Annotated in this window: 16 protein-coding genes and 1 tRNA gene; 12 read left to right on the forward strand and 5 right to left on the reverse strand. The window is 59.7% G+C overall.

What is annotated here, in order from left to right:
- Nucleotides 1-59 precede the first annotated feature (59 nt).
- From G5367_RS08390 to G5367_RS08405, 4 genes are all read right to left on the reverse strand, one after another.
- On the reverse strand, nt 60-1,319 hold the full coding sequence (locus tag G5367_RS08390) for a dicarboxylate/amino acid:cation symporter (RefSeq protein ID WP_421243965.1): 1,260 nt from the start codon (nt 1,317-1,319) through the stop codon (nt 60-62).
- Nucleotides 1,320-1,523: 204 nt separating this feature from the next.
- Nucleotides 1,524-1,955 (reverse strand): CC0125/CC1285 family lipoprotein, encoded by a 432-nt coding sequence (locus G5367_RS08395; RefSeq protein WP_421213355.1) that lies wholly within the window; start codon nt 1,953-1,955, stop codon nt 1,524-1,526.
- 216 nt (nt 1,956-2,171) lie between these two features.
- Nucleotides 2,172-2,248: transfer RNA gene (locus tag G5367_RS08400), tRNA-Pro, on the reverse strand.
- A gap of 112 nt (nt 2,249-2,360) precedes the next feature.
- Nucleotides 2,361-3,704, reverse strand: coding sequence for a dihydroorotase (locus tag G5367_RS08405; protein WP_421243966.1), 1,344 nt, complete (start codon nt 3,702-3,704; stop codon nt 2,361-2,363).
- An 80-nt stretch (nt 3,705-3,784) separates the two neighbouring features.
- On the opposite strand from G5367_RS08405, the gene G5367_RS08410 reads away from it, so the two are divergent.
- Nucleotides 3,785-4,660, forward strand: a complete 876-nt coding sequence (locus tag G5367_RS08410) for a 6-pyruvoyl trahydropterin synthase family protein (RefSeq protein WP_421243967.1) — start codon at nt 3,785-3,787, stop codon at nt 4,658-4,660.
- 71 nt (nt 4,661-4,731) lie between these two features.
- On the opposite strand, the gene G5367_RS08415 is transcribed toward G5367_RS08410, so the two are convergent.
- Complete coding sequence (locus G5367_RS08415; protein WP_005344641.1) at nt 4,732-6,744, reverse strand: methyl-accepting chemotaxis protein; 2,013 nt, start codon at nt 6,742-6,744, stop codon at nt 4,732-4,734.
- 249 nt (nt 6,745-6,993) lie between these two features.
- Here G5367_RS08415 and hinT point away from each other — a divergent pair, with 249 nt between their 5' ends.
- The 11 genes from hinT (at nt 6,994) to G5367_RS08470 (ending at nt 18,185) form a co-directional block, all read left to right on the forward strand.
- A complete protein-coding gene (gene hinT / locus G5367_RS08420) occupies nt 6,994-7,344 on the forward strand; it encodes a purine nucleoside phosphoramidase (RefSeq protein WP_005344639.1) in 351 nt (116 codons plus the stop codon).
- Nucleotides 7,344-8,780 (forward strand): COG3014 family protein, encoded by a 1,437-nt coding sequence (locus G5367_RS08425; protein ID WP_421243968.1) that lies wholly within the window; start codon nt 7,344-7,346, stop codon nt 8,778-8,780. Before hinT ends, G5367_RS08425 begins: the two co-directional genes overlap by 1 nt.
- Before the next feature lie 83 nt (nt 8,781-8,863).
- A complete protein-coding gene (locus G5367_RS08430; RefSeq protein ID WP_064339841.1) occupies nt 8,864-9,262 on the forward strand; it encodes a YcfL family protein in 399 nt (132 codons plus the stop codon).
- Complete coding sequence (gene lpoB / locus G5367_RS08435) at nt 9,262-9,858, forward strand: penicillin-binding protein activator LpoB (RefSeq protein WP_005302153.1); 597 nt, start codon at nt 9,262-9,264, stop codon at nt 9,856-9,858. The genes G5367_RS08430 and lpoB overlap by 1 nt, the downstream gene beginning before the upstream one ends.
- 10 nt (nt 9,859-9,868) lie before the next feature.
- A complete protein-coding gene (locus tag G5367_RS08440; RefSeq protein ID WP_421243969.1) occupies nt 9,869-10,693 on the forward strand; it encodes a phosphotransferase in 825 nt (274 codons plus the stop codon).
- A gap of 3 nt (nt 10,694-10,696) precedes the next feature.
- Complete coding sequence (locus G5367_RS08445) at nt 10,697-11,554, forward strand: DUF6279 family lipoprotein (RefSeq protein WP_005353080.1); 858 nt, start codon at nt 10,697-10,699, stop codon at nt 11,552-11,554.
- A 94-nt stretch (nt 11,555-11,648) separates the two neighbouring features.
- Nucleotides 11,649-12,083, forward strand: coding sequence for a hypothetical protein (locus G5367_RS08450; RefSeq protein WP_204478938.1), 435 nt, complete (start codon nt 11,649-11,651; stop codon nt 12,081-12,083).
- Nucleotides 12,084-12,241: 158 nt separating this feature from the next.
- Nucleotides 12,242-14,044 carry a protein translocase subunit SecD gene (gene secD / locus G5367_RS08455; protein ID WP_421294149.1) on the forward strand — a complete coding sequence of 601 codons (1,803 nt, stop codon included), beginning with the start codon at nt 12,242-12,244 and terminating at the stop codon, nt 14,042-14,044.
- Nucleotides 14,045-14,195: 151 nt separating this feature from the next.
- Nucleotides 14,196-15,113, forward strand: coding sequence for a protein translocase subunit SecF (gene secF, locus G5367_RS08460; RefSeq protein WP_421294151.1), 918 nt, complete (start codon nt 14,196-14,198; stop codon nt 15,111-15,113).
- Nucleotides 15,114-15,402: 289 nt separating this feature from the next.
- Nucleotides 15,403-16,704: a glucose-1-phosphate adenylyltransferase gene (gene glgC / locus G5367_RS08465; RefSeq protein ID WP_005334047.1), complete on the forward strand. Its 1,302-nt coding sequence runs from the start codon at nt 15,403-15,405 to the stop codon at nt 16,702-16,704.
- A gap of 407 nt (nt 16,705-17,111) precedes the next feature.
- Nucleotides 17,112-18,185: a 3-deoxy-7-phosphoheptulonate synthase gene (locus G5367_RS08470; RefSeq protein WP_421243971.1), complete on the forward strand. Its 1,074-nt coding sequence runs from the start codon at nt 17,112-17,114 to the stop codon at nt 18,183-18,185.
- The last annotated feature ends 65 nt before the right edge of the window (nt 18,186-18,250 follow it).

The raw sequence follows: 18,250 nt of genomic DNA on the forward strand, positions 1-18,250 counted from the left end.
ATAAACAACAACGGCCCGCTTTAGCGGGCCGTTGTTGTTTATTTTTCATAATGTTGTGATCAGACCTTGGCCGGCTCACTCTCACCCAGCGCATCGGTTTCGCCCAAACTGTCTTCGGTCTTGGCAACCACGCTGGCGGCGATGGCGTTGCCCAGCACGTTGGTGGCAGATCGGCCCATATCGAGGAAATGGTCGATCCCCAACAGCAGCAGGATGCCCGCTTCCGGAATATGGAACTGGTTCAGGGTCGCGGCAATCACCACCAGAGAGGCACGCGGCACCCCGGCCATCCCCTTGGAGGTAACCATCAGCAGCAGCAGCATGGTGATCTGCTGGGCCATGGAGAGCTCGATGCCATACGCCTGGGCGATGAACATCACCGCAAAGGTGCAGTACATCATGGAACCATCGAGGTTGAAGGAGTACCCCATCGGCAGCACGAAGCTGGCGATACGCTTGTCACAGCCGAACTTCTCCAGACGATCCAGGGTCTTCGGATAGGCCGCTTCAGAGCTGGCGGTCGAGAAGGCCAGCAGGATAGGTTCGCGGATAAGCGCCAGCAGTTTGATGACGCGACCACGCAGGAAAACGCTCCCCATGGCGATCAGCAGCAACCAGAGGCAGGCCAGCGCGATGTAGAACTGGGCCATAAAGCTGCCGTAGGTGACCAGAATACCCAGGCCCTCTTTGGCGACCATGGCGGCGATGGCACCAAACACCGCGAACGGCGCAAAGTTCATCACATAACCGGTCACTTTCAGCATGATCTCGGCAGCGCTGGCCATCAGCACCACTACCGGCTTGGCCAGATCGCCCAGCGCAGCGGCAGCCAGTCCGAAGAAGAGGGAGAACACCACAATCTGCAGGATCTCGTTGGTGGCCATCGCCTCGACCACGCTTTTGGGAATGGCATGGGTCACAAAATCTTTCAGGGTAATGGCACCGGCAGCAATACCGGAAGTGGCGGAGTCATTGGGCAGGGAGAGTGAAAGACCCACGCCAGGCTGCATCAGGGTCACCATCACCAGACCCAGACTCAGGGACATCAGGGAGGCCAACATGAACCAGCCAAGGGTCTTGGCGCCGATGCGGCCGACAGTGCGGGTGTCACCCATCTTGGCGATGCCGACTACCAGGGTGGTGAAGACCAGGGGGGCAATGATCATCTTGATCAGGCGCAGGAAGATATCGGTCAGGATAGTGATGTTATTGGCGAAATCCGCAGCCTGATCTGCGGCAAACATACGATAGCCCTGGCCGGTGAGGATGCCAAACATCATGGAGATGAGGATGGCGACCGTCAGTTTATTCATTTTCATGGGGGAGTCCCGGTTTTGATTGGTGCAAGCCGTAAACAGTGGCGTGGGAGCCACTACAGTCCGTTTTTGTGATCCGAGCCGTTGATTCCTGGCGGCTGGTATGCTGGGAGAATGCCTAAAAGCAGGGGGTAAATCTAGAGGCTTTATCCAGAATTTTATCCTGCCATTAGGTGTATGTGATATAGATCTTGCAAACCACCAATATTAATCGCTGCTTATTTTGATTTTGGCGAGATCTTTCGCATTCAGAGTTCGCTCATCGAGTGCCCGTGGCAACAGGCGAAAAGTAAGCAGCGCCGAGATGGTGTGCTGCACCTGCATCTGGGCCATAAAGAGCTCCGGCTCATCCTCGTCAAAGCCGAAGATCGGCCGTGATGGGGTCACCCTGACGGCATCGCGGTTAATGGTCAGCTCATCGACCTTGAGCCAGGAGTAACCCTCTGCCAGTGCCAGCTCCCCTGCCCGCTTGAGCACATATTTGCGGGCAGTCTCCCTGTCCACCAGATCGTTGCCGACAAACTCCAGTTGCCACTTGTCCGGGCCAAGGCGGGTCTGGGAGAAACCGGTCTGGCCATTCCAGAATGACTTTTCACTCTCGTAAGGGGTGGCGCAGCCCACCAGCAGCAGGGTGAGCATCAGCAGACAACAGGGTTTAGATACGGATGCAGACACGAGAGGCCTCGCCAGGCAAATGAGCAACAGTGTTGTTACTACACCATAAAGCGCGGTGGCTGCACAATCCGCTCGCGCCAACAGCGACCGGCACGCATCACCACTGGCTTCACGCCTGTGCGGCGAATCGCAGGCAAAAGAAAAGGCCTTGTCGTTTGACAAGGCCTTTACCGGGGAATTTGGTCGGTGTGAGAGGATTCGAACCTCCGACCCTCTACACCCCATGCAGATGCGCTACCTGGCTGCGCTACACACCGACGGAGTCAGCTCGGCTGACGGGGGCAGAGTTTATGGAGATGACCCTGCCCTGTCAACAGGGAAACGCCGTCAATTCCTCGGCCACGGTGCGTTCGCCTGCTTTGCGAACAATCAGCGGTTAAAGGTCAGCCGCTTGCCCAGGATCTGGTCAGTCACCTGCCCGTTTTGCCAGGCGATCTGGCCGTTCACCAGCGTCATCTCCACCGTGCTGTGGAAGCGGTAGCCGTTGAAGGGCGACCAGCCACAGTGGTAGAGGATGTTGTCATCGTTGACCACATAGGGCTTGCCCAGATCCAGCAGCACCAGATCGGCGAAATACCCCTCGCGGATATAACCGCGATCCTGCACCTGGAAGCGCTCGGCTACCGCGTGGGAGGTCTTCTTGACGATGGTCTCCAGGGTAAACACGCCATTGTGGTAGAGCTCCAGCAGCGCCTGCAAAGAGTGCTGCACCAGCGGCACACCGGACGGCGCCTTGAAGTAGCTGTTCTGCTTCTCTTCCCAGGTGTGGGGCGCGTGGTCGGTGGCGATGATGTCGAGCACGTCGTTGCGTACCGCATCCAGCAGTGCCTGCTGGTCGGCAGCACTCTTCACCGCAGGGTTGCACTTGATCAGGCTGCCCTGGGTCTCGTAATCGGCATCATTGAAGAAGAGGTGGTGAACGCACACCTCGGCGGTGATGTTCTTGTCCTTCAGCTCGCTCAGGTCGTGGCTGGCGGTAAACAGCGACAGCTCCTTGGCCGAGGTCAGATGCAGCACATGCAGCTTGGCACCGTATTTTTTCGCCAGCGCCACCGCCATGCTGGAGGATTTGTAGCACGCTTCGTCACTGCGAATGCGGCCGTGCTCCCCCATCGGCACATTCTCGCCCCACTTGGCCCGCGCCGCCTCTTCCGCCTTGGCGATGGTCGGGGTGTCTTCGCAGTGGGTCACGATCATCACCGGACTTTCGCGGAAGATGGCCGCCAGGGTCTCCTGATTGTCCACCAGCATGTTGCCGGTCGAGGAGCCCATAAACACCTTGACCCCGCAGGACTGCTTGGGGTCGAGACGCTTGATCTCTTCAAGGTTGTCGTTGGTGGCGCCAAGATAGAAGCTGTAGTTGGCGACGGAGGAGTTGGCGGCGATCTGGTATTTCGCTTCGAGGGCTTCGAGGGTGGTGGTCTGGGGATTGACGTTGGGCATTTCCATGAAACTGGTGGTGCCACCGGCGACGGCGGCGCGGGATTCGCTGGCGATAGTCCCCTTGTGGGTCAGCCCCGGCTCCCGGAAGTGGACCTGATCATCGATCATTCCGGGAATGAGATGACGACCTGCGGCATCGATAACCAGCGCATCGGGCGCCTCGATATCCGGGGCAATGCGGGCAATCCGTTCCCCCTCGATCAACACATCGGAGGCATAGATGCGGCCTTCGTTGACCAGGGTGGCATTCTTGATAAGCAGTTTGTTCATGGGGGGTTCCAGTTCCTTTGCCGATAATCGCGGGTCATAATAGCGCAAAACTGCCCTTTCTCTGTAGCAAGGCCTGACTGATGAAGTTATTTGTAAGAGATTTGACCGTGATCGACTCCAGCTACCTCTGCGAACGCCGCGGCATGGTGGGCGAGAGCTGGCTGGTAGATATCGAAATGAGCGGTGAGCTCAACGAAATGAGCATGCTGCTGGACTTTGGCCGGGTAAAGAAGCTGATCAAGTCGATCATCGATGAAGAGGTGGACCACAAGCTGCTGGTGCCGACCGAGTGCCCGCTGATCCACGTCGAGACACTGGATGGTGACGAAAGCACAGTGGATCTGCTGCGCCCGGGTCGCTCCATCCATCTGCGCTGCCCATCCCAGGGCTTTGCCTTTATCCCTGCCCCGCAAGTTGATAAAGAGTCGGTGACCCGCTACCTGCTGGCGGTGCTGGCCAAACGGCTGCCGGGCAACATCAAGGATCTGTCGCTGACCCTGCGTCAGGAGGCGATCACCGGTGCCTTCTACCACTACAGCCACGGCCTGAAAAAGCACGATGGCAACTGCCAGCGCATCGCCCACGGCCACCGCTCTCCCATCGAGATCCACATCGATGGCGAGCGCGACCAGGAGCTTGAGCTCAACTGGGCCGAGCGCTGGGGCGATATCTACCTCGGCACCGAGGAGGACAAGGTGGCGCTGACCGAGCTCGCTTTGAGCCCTCGCGCCAATGCCCAGCTTGGCGAGCATCACTGCGGCTTCAAATATATGGCGCCGCAAGGGCTGTTCCAGCTGGCCATCCCCACCGCCGAGGTGGAGATGATCGACACCGACACCACGGTCGAGCTGCTGGCCTGCTACATTGCTCGCGAAGTGAAGAAGATGGTTGGCGACAAGTTCGTCAAGATTGTCGCCTATGAAGGGGTCGGCAAGGGTGCGATTGCCTACGCCTGATCCCCTTGTCGCTGCAGCAATAAAGAGAAGGCCCCGCATCTGCGGGGCCTTGTTGTTTCAACTCTCGACCATCAGGCGCTGAGGCGGAAGCGCTTGACCAGGCTCTCCTGCTGCTCGGCGAGGGAGTCCAGCTGCTGGCTGGTCTCGGCTACCCGCTCAATCCCCTGATAGTTGAGATCCGAGATATCGGAGATGCGGTTGAGATTGGTGGCGATGTCGGCGCTGGTGGCCTGCTGCTGCTCGGCAGCAGAGGCGATCTGGCTCGACATGTCGCTGATCAGCACCACAATCCCCTGCACCTCCTCCATGGCGTTGTTGGCGTGAGAGCTCTGCTCGACGCAGCTGTCCATCTCGCGAGAACACTCCTGCATTACTGTCACTGCCTTGGCAACCCCCTGCTGCAGGTTCTCGATCATGGTCTGGATCTCGCTGGTGGACTGGGCGGTACGACCCGCCAGACTGCGCACCTCATCGGCCACCACCGCAAAACCGCGCCCCTGCTCGCCGGCCCGCGCCGCTTCGATGGCCGCATTGAGGGCCAGCAGGTTGGTCTGCTCGGCGATGCCGCGAATGACATCGAGGATGTTGCCGATCTGGCTGCTCATGCTGCTCACATCACCAATCACCTTGCCAGTCTGTTGCAGCTTGCCCGCCAGCTGATGAGTGGTGGTGATATTGCCTGCCATCACCTTACGCCCCATCTCGGAGGCCTTCTCCACATCCTGCACCCGCTCCAGGGTCTGGTTGGCCGCCTGCGCCACCTCCCGCACCGAGGCCTCCATCTGGGTCATAGCGGCGGCGACCGAGGCGGTCTCCTGCCGCTGTTTCTCCAGATCCGCCCGCACTGATTCGGTGGTATGGCGGTTGCCGTGAGCAGCATCGTTAAGCTGGGCGGACGCCTGTGAAAGCTGCGCCAGCACCTCCCCCATCTGGGCAATCAGCAAGTTGATCTGGCTGCCCAGCTGGCCGAATTCGTTCTTGCTGCGAAAACCGATGCGCTGGGTCATGTCGCCCTGGGTCACTTCGGTCAGCACCCGCAGCAGCTCCCTGAGCGGACGGCGAATGGCCTTGCCCAGGGTATAAGCCACCAGCATGGCGATCAGGATGGCAACCGCTATGCTGGCGCCCTGAGTCAGGGTGCTCTGGCTCTGTGCGGCTTTGGCATGCTGAATACTCTGGTTCATCAGTTGCTGGCTCTGAGCAGTGATCCGCTCAAGCCGATCCTGAATTGCCACGATGAGCGCGCTGGCCTGCTTGCTCTTCTCCCGCATCTGTTCCTGCTGCTTCATCAGCGCCAAATACTGGGAGAGCACGCCTTCGCTTGCGGTCGTATCGCGCACGAAACCATGGACGTAGTGACCCATGTTGTTATCGAAATCCTTGAGCTCCCCCTGCAGATCCTTGATGGTGCTGTTGAACCCTTCAATCTGCATCCTGTTGCGCTTGAGCGCGGCTTCAATGGGCGCGGGAATACTCTGATTGAGGGCATCCATGGTAGAGAGTTCGATGGCGGAGAGCTTGGTGGTCAGGGTCTCGGAGAGCATCTTGATAAAGCTGTCGTCGATGGTGACCATCATGTCCCCCAGACTCTTCTTGAACTGGGGCAGACTGACCTGAAACTGCCCCTTGGCCAGATTGACCTTGTGCAGCCGGGTAAGCAGTGCCTCGTGTTCGCCGGGCAGGGTGTCGGTCAGTTGCAGGTAGCTGTCGACCTGCTGGCTGAGCGTGCTCATCTCCCCTTGCAGCTCGGGGTGGTGGGCGACCTGCTGGCGCAAGGCGTCAAGACTCTTGCCTACCGCGGCCTTGGCCTGTTTCAGTTCGGCCACTTCGGCCGGCAGCTGTTTGGGATCCTGCTCGGTGAGCACATCCCCCAGCCACTTGTTGGCGCTGAGCAGGGTGATCTGGGTCTGACTGCTGGCAATTACCAGCGGCATCGACTGCTGGGTAACCTGCTCCAGCGCGTTCCCCAGAGTCTCCTGACTACGAAATGTGAGCAGTGAACTGGCCACCATCACGGCCACCAGGATCGCGAAGCCAAGGTAGACTCGCTGCAAGATGGAGAGATCCGACATTGTTTGTTTCATTATTGTCCCGCTGTATATGCAAAAGTCCCTTGCCTGAGTACCCCGTCCTTTTGATACCCTGCAGAACCCTGAACAGGTGATGCAGATGACGTCCCTCTGGCTATCGGTATTCTTAACAATAACTGAAGGGAATGGGACATCAGCTGTGTCAAATCTCGGCTTGTGTCACACTTGACGCGCAGCTCGCCCCCTTTCGGGAGCCACTTGGGGTGCAAGTTCGATTTTCTTTTTCATATAAGGGAGTTAGCCATGGCGCAAGAAACCATTTTCAGCAAAATCATCCGTAAAGAGATCCCTGCTGACATCCTGTATCAAGACGATCTGGTCACCGCATTCCGGGATATTCAACCCAAGGCCAAGACCCATATTCTGATCATCCCCAATACCCTGATCCCCACCGTCAACGACGTGGAAGCCGAGCATGAGCTGGCTCTTGGCCGGATGTTCACCGTGGCCCGCAAGCTGGCCAGCGAGGCGGGTATCGCCGAAGATGGCTACCGCCTCATCATGAACTGCAACCGCCATGGCGGGCAGGAGGTCTACCACATCCACATGCATCTGGTCGGTGGCCAGCCGCTGGGACCGCTGCTCAGCCTGTAATGAATCGCAACGCCTCAACCTGCCGCAGCGCCCTGTTGCTCTGCGGCGCCCTGCTGTTGCTGGGAGGCTGCGCCTCCCGCTGGCAGGATATGTTCGTCTCCTACTCCGATCAGATGGTGCCCCTGCGCAACCAGCTGCTGCTGGGCCATGCCGCCGAGGCGTTGCCCGAGGTGCGCGACTCCACCCTGGGGGATGACACCTTTGTGCTGGATCGGCTCGAACAGGGGCGCATTACCTGGCTGGCGGGTCATGATGCGGGTAGCAAGCAGGCGTTCACCGCCGCCGACAGCAGCCTTCAGTGGGAAGACAATCAGGCCGAATACCGGCTGAGCCACGGTCTGGATCAGGTGGGCAGTCTGCTCACCAACGATCAGTCGATTGCCTATCTCACCCCCGATTACGAACGCACCATGCTGCATCACTATCTGGCCCTCAACTACCTGCAACGGGGTGATGCCGATGGCGCCCTGGTGGAGGTGCGCCGGGCCAATCAGGTGCAGGAGCAGGCCCTGAAACGGCGAGCCGATGAGGTACGCAAGGCAAAGGATGAGAGCGAAGAGGCCGAAGCAGAAGGCGAGATGCGCCAGCTGATGTCGCGCGGCGCACCGGATCTCGACCGGTTGATCGGCAAGGTCAAGAACGGTTTTCAGAACGCCTACACCTTCTACTTTTCTGCCGTGCTCTATGAGGCGGCCGGGGATCTCAACGACGCCTGGGTCGACTATCAACGCGGCTACCAGATAGCGCCGGACAACCGCAGCCTGCAAGATGCCTTGCTGCGTCTGGCGCGGCTGCGTGGCTCACCGGACGAGATCCGCGAGACAGAGAAAAAGATAGGCCGCAAAGCGCCATTGCCAGCTAAAAATCAGGGCCAATTGGTGGTGCTGTTTGAAGATGGTTTGATCCCGGCGCGGCGCGAACTGTTCCTGCCGCTGCCCATCTCCACCTCCCGCGGCGATTTTCGCACCTTTACCGTCGCCATCCCCTATTACGATAATCGGGCCAGCGACACCGGCCCGCTGACAGTGGAAGTCGGCAAGCGGGTCGAGCAGACCAGCGAGCTGGTCAGGCTGGAAGCACTAGCTGCCAAAGATCTGCAAGAGCGGCTGCCCGGTATGCTGACCCGCCAGGCGCTGCGACTGGTGGCCAAGGAGCAGATGCGCCGCACCGCCGCCAAAGAGGGGGGCGATGTGGGCAATATTCTGGTGGGGATCTTCAATACCCTCTCGGAGCGAGCCGATACCCGCAGCTGGCTGACGCTGCCAGCTCAGGCATCGAGCTGGCAGGGGATGGTGCCGGCAGGTGACATCAACCTCACCCTGAGCGCGGGGGCTGCGCAGCGGCAATTGCCGCTCACCATCCACAAGGGACGCATCACCCTGGTCTGGGTACAGCGCCTCGGAGCTGGTCTGACCACCCGGGTGATGCCGCTCTGAGCAGACGGCGAAGAGAGATGAGCAAGACAATTAAACGGGCAGGCACACTCGCGGCCCCACTCACCCCGATTAAGGAGAGCAAGATGAAAGCATACGGGTTGGCCCTCGGGCTCGCGCTGCTGCTGACCGGCTGCGCCACCAACACCTCCGGCGTGGCGCTCTATGGCCCGGCGGGCGGTGCACCAGTGGCAGAGCAGCATCAAAACGTCAACGTCACCCTGACCGAGCTGAGCCGCCGCCAGCAAAATGGCCTGCTGCAGGTCAATGTGGCCGCCGCCAGCACCCAGCGCGGCGATAACAAGCTGCAATATATCTTCTATTGGTATGATGAGGCCGGTCAGGAGGTCGCCAGCGATGGCCGCGGCTGGACCCCCATCAAGCTGCATGGCTATCAGACCCGCACCCTCTCGGCCCTGGCGCCCAGCCCGGCGGCGCAAGGTTACCGGATTTACGTACGCGAAGTGATTGAGGAATCCTACTGATGAAAATGAATCATGCCCTGCTGATCCTAACCGGCGCGTTGCTCTTGGGCGGCTGCTCCAGCACTACCGTCAGCTATGGCGATCCCACTGAAACCGAAACCGTCACCGTCGATTACGGCTCAAGCGACCTGCAGGCCATCGCCGACAAGATGGCGGACTCCATGCTCGCCTCCCCTGCCACCAGCGAGATCACCGCAGGCGGTCGTCCGGTGATGTTTATGGACTCTATCCGCAACAAGACCTCCGAGCACATCGATACTGAAGCGATCACCGACACCATCCGCACCAAGCTGCTGCGGGCCGGCAAGTTCCGCTTCGTCGACATGAGCAAGGTGGCCGCCGTCAAGCAGCAGCTCGAATACCAGCAGAGCAGCGGCATGGTGGATCCTGCCTCCATGGTGCGGCTTGGCAAGCAGACTGGTGCCCGCTACATGGTCTATGGCAACCTCGCCAGCATCGTCAAGGACAATGGCAAGGTGAAGGATGTCTACTACCAGATGACCATGAACCTGATGGACCTGCAAAACGGCGAACTGCTATGGGCCGATCAGAAAGAGATCCGCAAACAGGCGAAGAAATCCACCTTTGGCTGGTAACAGGCTCCTGGTGACAGGCAACTGTGATCCGCTACTGGCCAGCCTGCCCGCCCCCTGGCGGGAGGGGCAGCTGGAACCACTCGGGTTAGGCCTGACCAACTGCAACTATCGACTGCGCCTCCCCTCGGGGCGCAGTTACTTTTTGCGTCAGGGCCACTCCGACCCGGTGCGCCTTGGTATCGACCGTTCCACCGAGTGGCAGCTTTATCAGGGGGCGATGGGCGAAGGGTTGGCGCTGCCCTGCCACTATGGCGATCCCGCCAGCGGTCTGATGCTGCTCGAATGGTGCGATGAGCCAAACTGGGTATACGCGGCGCCACCGGAAGCCGATCAGCCCCGTCTGCTGGCTGAGGTGCTGCGCAAGCTCCATCGCCTGCCGCTGCCTGCGGTGGTGATGGCGGTGCGAGCCCACGCGGCAGGCTATCGCGCCCGGCTGGCCCGCATTCCCTCTTGGTTGCCCGCCCTGGAGCGGGGCTTGCTCGCCAGCAGTGAGCCAAATGATTGCTGGCGCCCTTGCCACCATGATCTCAATCCGGCTAACTTGTTGGGAAGCAAACCCTGGGTCATCGACTGGGAGTATGGCGCGGCAGGTCACCCCGGCTTTGAGCTCGCCAGCATCCAGCGCACCCATGAGTGGCCCGCCGAGCGGCGCGACGAGCTGGAAGCGCACTATCTGCAGGCCGTGCCGCGCCACCAGTGGCCCGATTTTCAGAGCGAGGCATTTTTACCCTGGGTCGACTATATCGGCCTGCTCTGGGCCCTGCTGATGGCAGAGCAACAGCCCTCACTCGACTATGACACCCTGATCGCCATCAACCGGCAACGACTGGAGTAACAGATGATAAACAAGGTGCGCTGGCACAAGCCGAAAACCTGGGGTCTGCTGCTGATCGGCCTGCTGCTGACCGGCTGCTCCACCCGGGTGATCTACTACTGGCTCGATACCGCCATCATCTGGCAGCTGGATGACTACTTTGCCCTCTCCTATTCGCAGAAGGATCTGCTCAGCCGCGAAGTGAAGGGGCTGATGGCCTGGCACCGCCAGCACGAGCTGCCGCGCTACGCCAAGGATCTCGATGCACTGGCCAAGGCGGTGGCCAGCCCCATGACGCCGGAGCAGATCTCGACCAACCTAGATGCGGTGCAGCAGAGTCTGACCCGCACGCTGGAAAACACTATCCCCCGCGCGGTCAGGCTGGCGCGCACCCTGACCGATGAGCAGGTGGCCCGCTTTATGACCGATCGGGTCAAGCGGCAACAGGAGCGGCAAAAGGACTTTGCCACTGAGCCCAAAGAGCAGATGCTGGCAGAGTTTCGCGACAAGATGAACAAGCGGCTCGAGTTCTGGATTGGCGAGGTGAAACCGGCACAGGCACCACTGGTGGCCCAGTGGGCCGAATGGCAATACGAGCTGATGCCCCCCTGGCTCGAGTTTCAGGAGTCCTGGACCCAGGAGCTGGACAGGCTGATGAAGCAGCGCCAGAGTCCCGACTTTACCCGCGAGCTGACTGACCTGCTGGCCGAGGGGGATGGGCTGATGGATGGCCGCTTTACCGGCTATACCGAACAGTCGCGCCAGCGTACCGTCAACTGGCTGAGCGCCATGAGCCAGTCGCTGGATATCTCCCAGCGGGCCCATCTCTACTCCCTGCTCAAGGGCTACGCCCGCGACTTCAAGCAGATGAGCGGCAGCTGACAAACGGCGCCGAATGGTGCCGCACACCCGAGCAACCTTGTTCAAACCGGGCGCTTATGGTAGTTTGCCCTTCCTATTTATCGGGAATTAACTTTTGCGCCTTATCGACAAAGTAAAACTGGTGCTGGTAACTCTGGTTATCGCCCTCACCCTGCTTTGTTCCATCGCCCGAATGGAAGGCCCGCTGCTACCCGCATCTCCCCAGAGTGAACAGCAGCAGACTCAGGTGTTCAATCAGCTTAGCGACAGCGATGATGACATCATCAAGTTTGTCGGCAGCCATCAGAATCACCTGCTGCGTCTCGAACAATCCCTGCGCAGTGACAACCAGCCCAAGAGTGTGGTCTACGAGCTGATCCAGAGCTGGTCGGCCCAGGCCATCCTGCTGTTGCTGCTCGGCTGGCTGATGCTGGCCCCCGAGCTCTATCACAAACAGAGTTTTCGCGATCGCTTTGGCGCGATCCACCGGCGCCATCTACAGCGCCAACATCTGCAATACCGCTTCACCCAGAGCTATCTGAGCGCCTGACCCCGGAGGGGCTGGCACATCCACTGTTTGCTCATCTCCTCTTCCTGACGGATCCGGCAACTGCCTGATCCGCATCTGATGCATCCCATTTTTTGCGCCTTGCCGAGCCTTGTTGCTATCGGCCCGGGCACCATTCTCCTGACAGAGGTTTGTTTGCCATGAGAAAGAGCAATCGCACCGTTCTCAACCGCATGAGCAAGTGGCAGTACGCACTGCTGCTGTTGATGCTGTTGACCTTTACCTTTTACTCCCTGCCCACCTTTTTCGGTGAGCAGCCCTCCCTCGGCCTGCACGGACAGCAGCGCCTGACCACCCAGCAGCAGATGCTGCTGAGCGACAAACACCTGACCCCGGTCAAGGTCATTGAGCAACCTGAGCGGGTCGAGCTGGTCTTTGCCAGTCAGGGCGATCAGCAGCGCGCCAAGCAGTTGCTGGAGCAGCAAGGGGTCGACAGTGCCGCCCTGACCCTGGAGTTTCACTCCAACGCGCCGGCCTGGATCACCCGCCTCGGCGCCGACCCCATCAAGCTGGGGCTGGATCTGCGTGGCGGCTCCCAACTGCTGATCGGGGTGGACGTGGACTTTGTCATCGACAATCAGACCAAGAATTTGGTGGATACCCTGCGCACCCGCTTCCGTGAAGCCAACCTGCGTGGCGCCAACGTCACGCGCAGCGCACAGGGCGCCGTAGCCGTCACCCTGCCGGAGGTGGCCGAACAGGAGAGCTGGCTCGCCATCATCAAGGAGAGTGCCGGTACCCGTCAGGATCAGTGGAAGCTGACCCGCTCCGGCAATGATCTGAAACTGGTGCTGAGCGAGGCGGAGCGTACCCTGCTGGTCAACAACGCCGTGACCCAGAACCTGTCGATCCTGAAAAAACGGATCAACGAGCTAGGCATCGTCGAGGCCTCGGTGGTGCGTCAAGGTCAGGATGGCATCCGTATCGAACTGCCCGGGGTACATAACCCCAAGCAGGCGAAAGAGGTGATCGGCGCCACCGCCTCGCTGGCCTTCTACGAGGCCAAAGCCGACAGCCACTTCTACATCGCCGATCGCAACGGTCAGGCCGTCGGCATGGCGCGCAAGCCGGTACTCACCGGCGAGCACATCGTCGATGCCCGCGCCAACATGGGCGAAATGGGTCAACCCCAGGTCAATATCGTGCTCGACACCTTGGGTGGCAGCAAGATGAACCAGTTCAGCCGCCAGCATGTGGGCAAGCCGATGGCGACCGTCTTCACCGAGTACAAGACCAACGCTCAGGGTAAACTGCGCGCCCAGAGCGAGGTGATCAACGTCGCCACCATCCAGACCGCCCTTGGCAACCAGTTCCGCATCACCGGCATTGGCAGTCTGCCAGAAGCGCAAGAGCTGGCCATGCTGCTGCGTGCCGGCGCCCTCACCGCCCCGCTCAAGATCCTGGAAGAACGCAGTATTGGCCCGACGCTGGGGATGCAGAATATCGAGGCGGGCTTCACCGCTCTGGCCTTCGGCATGGCAGGCATGATGCTGTTCATGATGGCCTGGTACCGCAAATTCGGCTGGGTTGCCATCACGGCGCTGGTCGCCAACCTGTTGATGCAGGTCGGCATGCTGGCGGTGCTGCCGGGCGCCGTGCTGACCCTGCCGGGGATCGCCGGTCTGGTGCTGACGGTGGGCATGGCGGTGGATACCCATGTGCTGATCTTCGAGCGGATCAGGGACCGGCTGCGAGAAGGGGGCTCACTGGCCAACGCCATCGACTTTGGCTATCGCTCGGCCTTCCACACCATTTTTGATGCCAACATCACTACGCTCATCTGCGCCGTGGTGCTCTATTCCATTGGCTCCGGTCCGCTGCAGGGCTTCTCCATCACCCTCATTCTGGGTCTGCTCTCCAGCATGATCACCGGGATCTGGGGGACGCGCGCCATCATCAACCCCCTGTGGGGACGCAGCAGCGAGCGCACGCTGAAGGTGTAACGGGACAGCAGTCCCTCTGATGAGCGGCTTTGACTGCGCCATCGGCCATGGATATGGCCGGAGCGGCCAAAGCAGAACACTATTTTCCCGGCGTGTCGCGACACGTCGTGATGGGCCAACAGCCTGATGCTGGCTGGCCAAGGAGAGAATTATGTTGAGAATGATCGTTGCCATGGGGTTGACCCGTTGGCGTTATATCGGCCTGTGGGCTTCCATCCTGCTGACCGTGGCCAGCGTCGCCATCTTGCTGGTGAACGGCCTCACTCTGGGGCTCGATTTTACCGGCGGGATCCTGCTGGAGTTTCATATCCAGACCCTGAAAGAGGCCCATGAGCTCAATGCCATGCTGGTCTCCCCGCTGGCGGGAGCCGTTGAGCTGAGCTCGGCCGGAATTCCCGGCGAGTGGCTGATCAAGCTGCCCCCCCACGAACTGCCCTGGCCCGCGGCAGATCTCGCCACCATGCTGACCCAGCAACTGGGGATGCCGGTCGAGTTGCTGCGTACCACCATCGTCGGTCCCCAGGTGGGTGCCGAGCTGTTCCAGCAGGGGATGCTGGCCGTGCTGGTGGCTTCGCTGGCGATGTCGGCCTATCTGGCGTTTCGTTTCGAGTGGCGTCAGGCCATCGGCATCCTGCTCTCGGTGGTCCATGACGCCATCATGGCGCTTGGGCTGCTGTCACTCTTTCAGATCGAATTCGACCTGAACATCATCGCCGGTTTGATGGCGGTGATCGGCTACTCCCTCAACGACAGCATCGTCATCTCGGACAGGTTGCGGGATCTGCTGAGCTCGCGTACCCAGATGGGGATCCACGAGTGCTCCGATGTGGCCATCAAGGCGACCTTCAGTCGCACCATGATCACCTCGGGCACCACCCTGTTTACCGTGGGCGCGTTGTTGCTGTTTGGCGGTGACGCCCTCTACGGCTTCTCCTTCACCCTGTTTGCCGGGATCCTGGTGGGCACCGTCTCCTCCATTACCGTCGCCTCGACCGTGCAGGAGCTGCTTGGGCTCACCCCGCAGGCCTATCAGAAAAAGAGCGAGGAGCCACTGGCCAACGCAGCCTGAACCTTGTTAACCAGGCCCGGCTCACCGGGTCTCAACGAACCGGGCCCCTGCAAACCATTGGCAGGGGCAATTTCCATCCATCCTCTCGGTCTCTCGCCGCCCCTTTTGTTGCTCGGCTCGCCTCAATTGACAACTGACCATATTGAAAGCAATGACGGATCAACCCGTCATTTTTAATAACAAAAAGGTCATTTTATTACGTCAGAAACCATAAAATGTGACTGAAAGCACTTTCTTGAGGGCTCAAAGGAGGCAACATTGTAGTGATTTATCTACAAAGGGATATGAGATGTTGTTACAACCTGCCAATACAGCAAAATCCAGACAGTTGCTGAACGAGACCATGGCTTTGGTACTCGCAGGAGGGCGGGGTAGTCGCCTCAAACAGTTAACCGACAACCGTGCAAAACCTGCCGTTCATTTCGGCGGCAAATTCCGCATCATCGATTTCGTGCTCTCCAACTGCATCAACTCCGGCATCCGTCGGGTCGGTGTCGTGACCCAGTACAAATCCCACAGCCTGTTGCGCCATCTCCAATCCGGCTGGTCATTCCTGCGCTACCAGATGAACGAGTTTATCGATCTGCTCCCTGCCCAGCAGCGGGTGGATGAGGTGAACTGGTATCGGGGTACCGCCGATGCGGTCTACCAGAATCTGGATATCATCCGCGATCACGCCCCCAAATATGTGGTGGTGCTGGCAGGCGATCACATCTACAAGATGGATTACGCCGCCATGCTGCTCGACCACGTCAATATGGGCGCCAAGGTGACCGTTGCCTGCATCGAGGTGCCACGCAGTGAAGCAAGCGCCTTCGGGGTCATGGCGGTGGATGATGATCGCAAGATCAACGCCTTCGTCGAAAAGCCTGCCAACCCGCCCGCCATGCCGGGCAAGGCCGATACCGCGCTGGCCTCCATGGGCGTCTATATCTTCGATGCGGAGTATCTCTATCAGTTGCTGGAAGAGGACATTGCCAACGAGCAGTCCCATCACGATTTCGGCATGGACGTGATCCCCCGCGTGGTGAAAGAGGGCACCGCATTCGCTCACCCGTTTGGCATGTCCTGTGTCGGCTGCTGTCCGGATCGCCGCCCCTACTGGCGCGATGTGGGCACCGTGGACTCCTTCTGGGAGGCCAATATGGATCTCGCTTCCGTCACGCCTGAGCTGGATATCTACGATCAGGACTGGCCCATCTGGACCAGTCAGAACATGACTCCTCCCGCCAAGTTCGTGCAGGACCGAAACGGCCAGCACGGCATGACCATCAACTCCATGTTTGCCGGGGGCACCATCGTCAGCGGCTCTTTCATCCTGAGTTCGGTGCTCTTTACCAATGTGCGGGTCGACTCATTCTGCACCCTGGATCAGGCCGTGATCTTCCCGGGTGTGGAGATAGGTGCCGGTTGCCGACTGCGCCGGGTGGTGATCGACAAGGGGTGCAAACTGCCGGAAGGCACGGTGATCGGTGAAAACGCCGATGAAGATGCACGTCGCTTCCACCGCTCCGAGCAGGGCATAGTGCTGGTCACCCAGGGGATGCTCACTCGCCTGAACAAAGAGCTGCAGGGAAAACAGAAGCGCTGATCCGCAGCCAGACGGGATCCCCCTTCCTACCGCAAAGGGAGCCATAACGGCTCCCTCTTTCTATGGCTGACCAGATAGCCACCTCACACCATCATTGCCATCGCGTTGCAGTCTCCCAGAGATACCATTTACTGTGGGTAAACAGCTGGGCAATGCAGCCTCCCCCCTCAGGCTGTAAATTTTAAGTTACACAAAAGCCATTACCCCTCCGAAAAACCCTCTGTATTATTCCTGTTCGCGCTATATAGCAGCTCCTTTATCTGACTTTTTAGCGGTAAATCCGCTAGTTTCACTTGATTGTTTGTTTTTCCTTGGTAAGGTGAGGGCGGTTGCGTAACAAAGCAGGTACCAACGTAAACATATCGGTACAATCGCTTTTGGCTTAATACAGTAGAGAGAATGAAATCATGCAAAGAGACCCCCTGAACAACATCCACATCCAGTCCGAACAAGTGATGATCACGCCTGCCCAGCTCAAGGAGAAGTTACCCATCTCCGACAAGGCGCTGGCATTCGTGCAAGGGGCCCGCAATACCATCGCCGACATCATTCACCGTCGCGATCACCGCTTGCTGGTGATCTGTGGTCCCTGCTCCATCCACGACATGGACGCCGCCAAAGAGTACGCAACCAGACTCAAAGCGCTGCATGATGCCTATCAGGACTCTCTCTACATTGTCATGCGGGTCTACTTTGAGAAGCCGCGCACCACGGTAGGCTGGAAAGGCTTTATCAACGACCCCAATCTGGATGGCACCTTCGATGTGGAGCTGGGGCTGCACCGTGCCCGCGAGCTGCTCTGCTGGCTGGCGGAGCTGGAGTTGCCGCTGGCCACCGAAGCACTCGACCCCATCAGCCCGCAATACCTGGCCGAGCTCTTCTCCTGGTCGGCTATCGGCGCCCGCACCACCGAATCCCAGACCCACAGGGAGATGGCGTCCGGCCTCTCCATGCCGGTCGGCTTCAAGAACGGCACCGACGGCAACCTGGGGACCGCCATCAATGCGCTGCAGGCGGCCTCCTCCCCTCACGCCTTTATGGGGATCAACCAGCAGGGCCAGGTTGCGCTGCTGCAGACCCAGGGCAACCCGGATGGCCACGTGATCCTGCGCGGCGGCAAACATCCCAACTACGACTCGGTCAACGTGTCGCTGGCGGAAGAGGCGCTGGAGAAAGCGGGCCTGCTGCCGAGCCTTGTGGTGGATTGCAGCCACGGCAACTCCAGCAAGGATCACCGTTTGCAACCCAAGGTGGCCGACAACGTCATCCACCAGATCCAGGAGGGCAACCGCTCCATCATCGGGGTGATGCTCGAATCCAACCTGTTCGAGGGCAACCAGTCCAGCGAGCAGCCCAAGGAGCAGATGCGCTACGGGGTCTCCATCACAGATGCCTGCATCGACTGGGACACCACCGCCACCCTGCTGGCCCGCTGCCACAGCCAGCTGGCTGACCCTCTCAAGGGCAGAACTGCGCGGTAAGCCGTGGTATCTTGTCGTAACCTATTGAACAATCTGGGTATCACCGCAGGTGGCATCTGGCAGCT

This window comes from Aeromonas sp. 604282, from assembly GCF_049170575.1.
Classification (GTDB): Bacteria; Pseudomonadota; Gammaproteobacteria; order Enterobacterales; family Aeromonadaceae; genus Aeromonas; species Aeromonas veronii_A.

Bases quoted from the DNA above. Each gene is read 5' to 3' on its own strand.
- G5367_RS08390 (WP_421243965.1), bottom strand. From the start codon at position 1,319: ATGAAAATGAATAAACTGACGGTCGCCATCCTCATCTCCATGATGTTT.
- G5367_RS08395 (WP_421213355.1), bottom strand. From the start codon at position 1,955: ATGCTCACCCTGCTGCTGGTGGGCTGCGCCACCCCTTACGAGAGTGAA.
- G5367_RS08405 (WP_421243966.1), bottom strand. From the start codon at position 3,704: ATGAACAAACTGCTTATCAAGAATGCCACCCTGGTCAACGAAGGCCGC.
- G5367_RS08410 (WP_421243967.1), top strand. From the start codon at position 3,785: ATGAAGTTATTTGTAAGAGATTTGACCGTGATCGACTCCAGCTACCTC.
- G5367_RS08415 (WP_005344641.1), bottom strand. From the start codon at position 6,744: ATGAAACAAACAATGTCGGATCTCTCCATCTTGCAGCGAGTCTACCTT.
- hinT (WP_005344639.1), top strand. From the start codon at position 6,994: ATGGCGCAAGAAACCATTTTCAGCAAAATCATCCGTAAAGAGATCCCT.
- G5367_RS08425 (WP_421243968.1), top strand. From the start codon at position 7,344: ATGAATCGCAACGCCTCAACCTGCCGCAGCGCCCTGTTGCTCTGCGGC.
- G5367_RS08430 (WP_064339841.1), top strand. From the start codon at position 8,864: ATGAAAGCATACGGGTTGGCCCTCGGGCTCGCGCTGCTGCTGACCGGC.
- lpoB (WP_005302153.1), top strand. From the start codon at position 9,262: ATGAAAATGAATCATGCCCTGCTGATCCTAACCGGCGCGTTGCTCTTG.
- G5367_RS08445 (WP_005353080.1), top strand. From the start codon at position 10,697: ATGATAAACAAGGTGCGCTGGCACAAGCCGAAAACCTGGGGTCTGCTG.
- secD (WP_421294149.1), top strand. From the start codon at position 12,242: ATGAGAAAGAGCAATCGCACCGTTCTCAACCGCATGAGCAAGTGGCAG.
- secF (WP_421294151.1), top strand. From the start codon at position 14,196: ATGTTGAGAATGATCGTTGCCATGGGGTTGACCCGTTGGCGTTATATC.
- glgC (WP_005334047.1), top strand. From the start codon at position 15,403: ATGTTGTTACAACCTGCCAATACAGCAAAATCCAGACAGTTGCTGAAC.
- G5367_RS08470 (WP_421243971.1), top strand. From the start codon at position 17,112: ATGCAAAGAGACCCCCTGAACAACATCCACATCCAGTCCGAACAAGTG.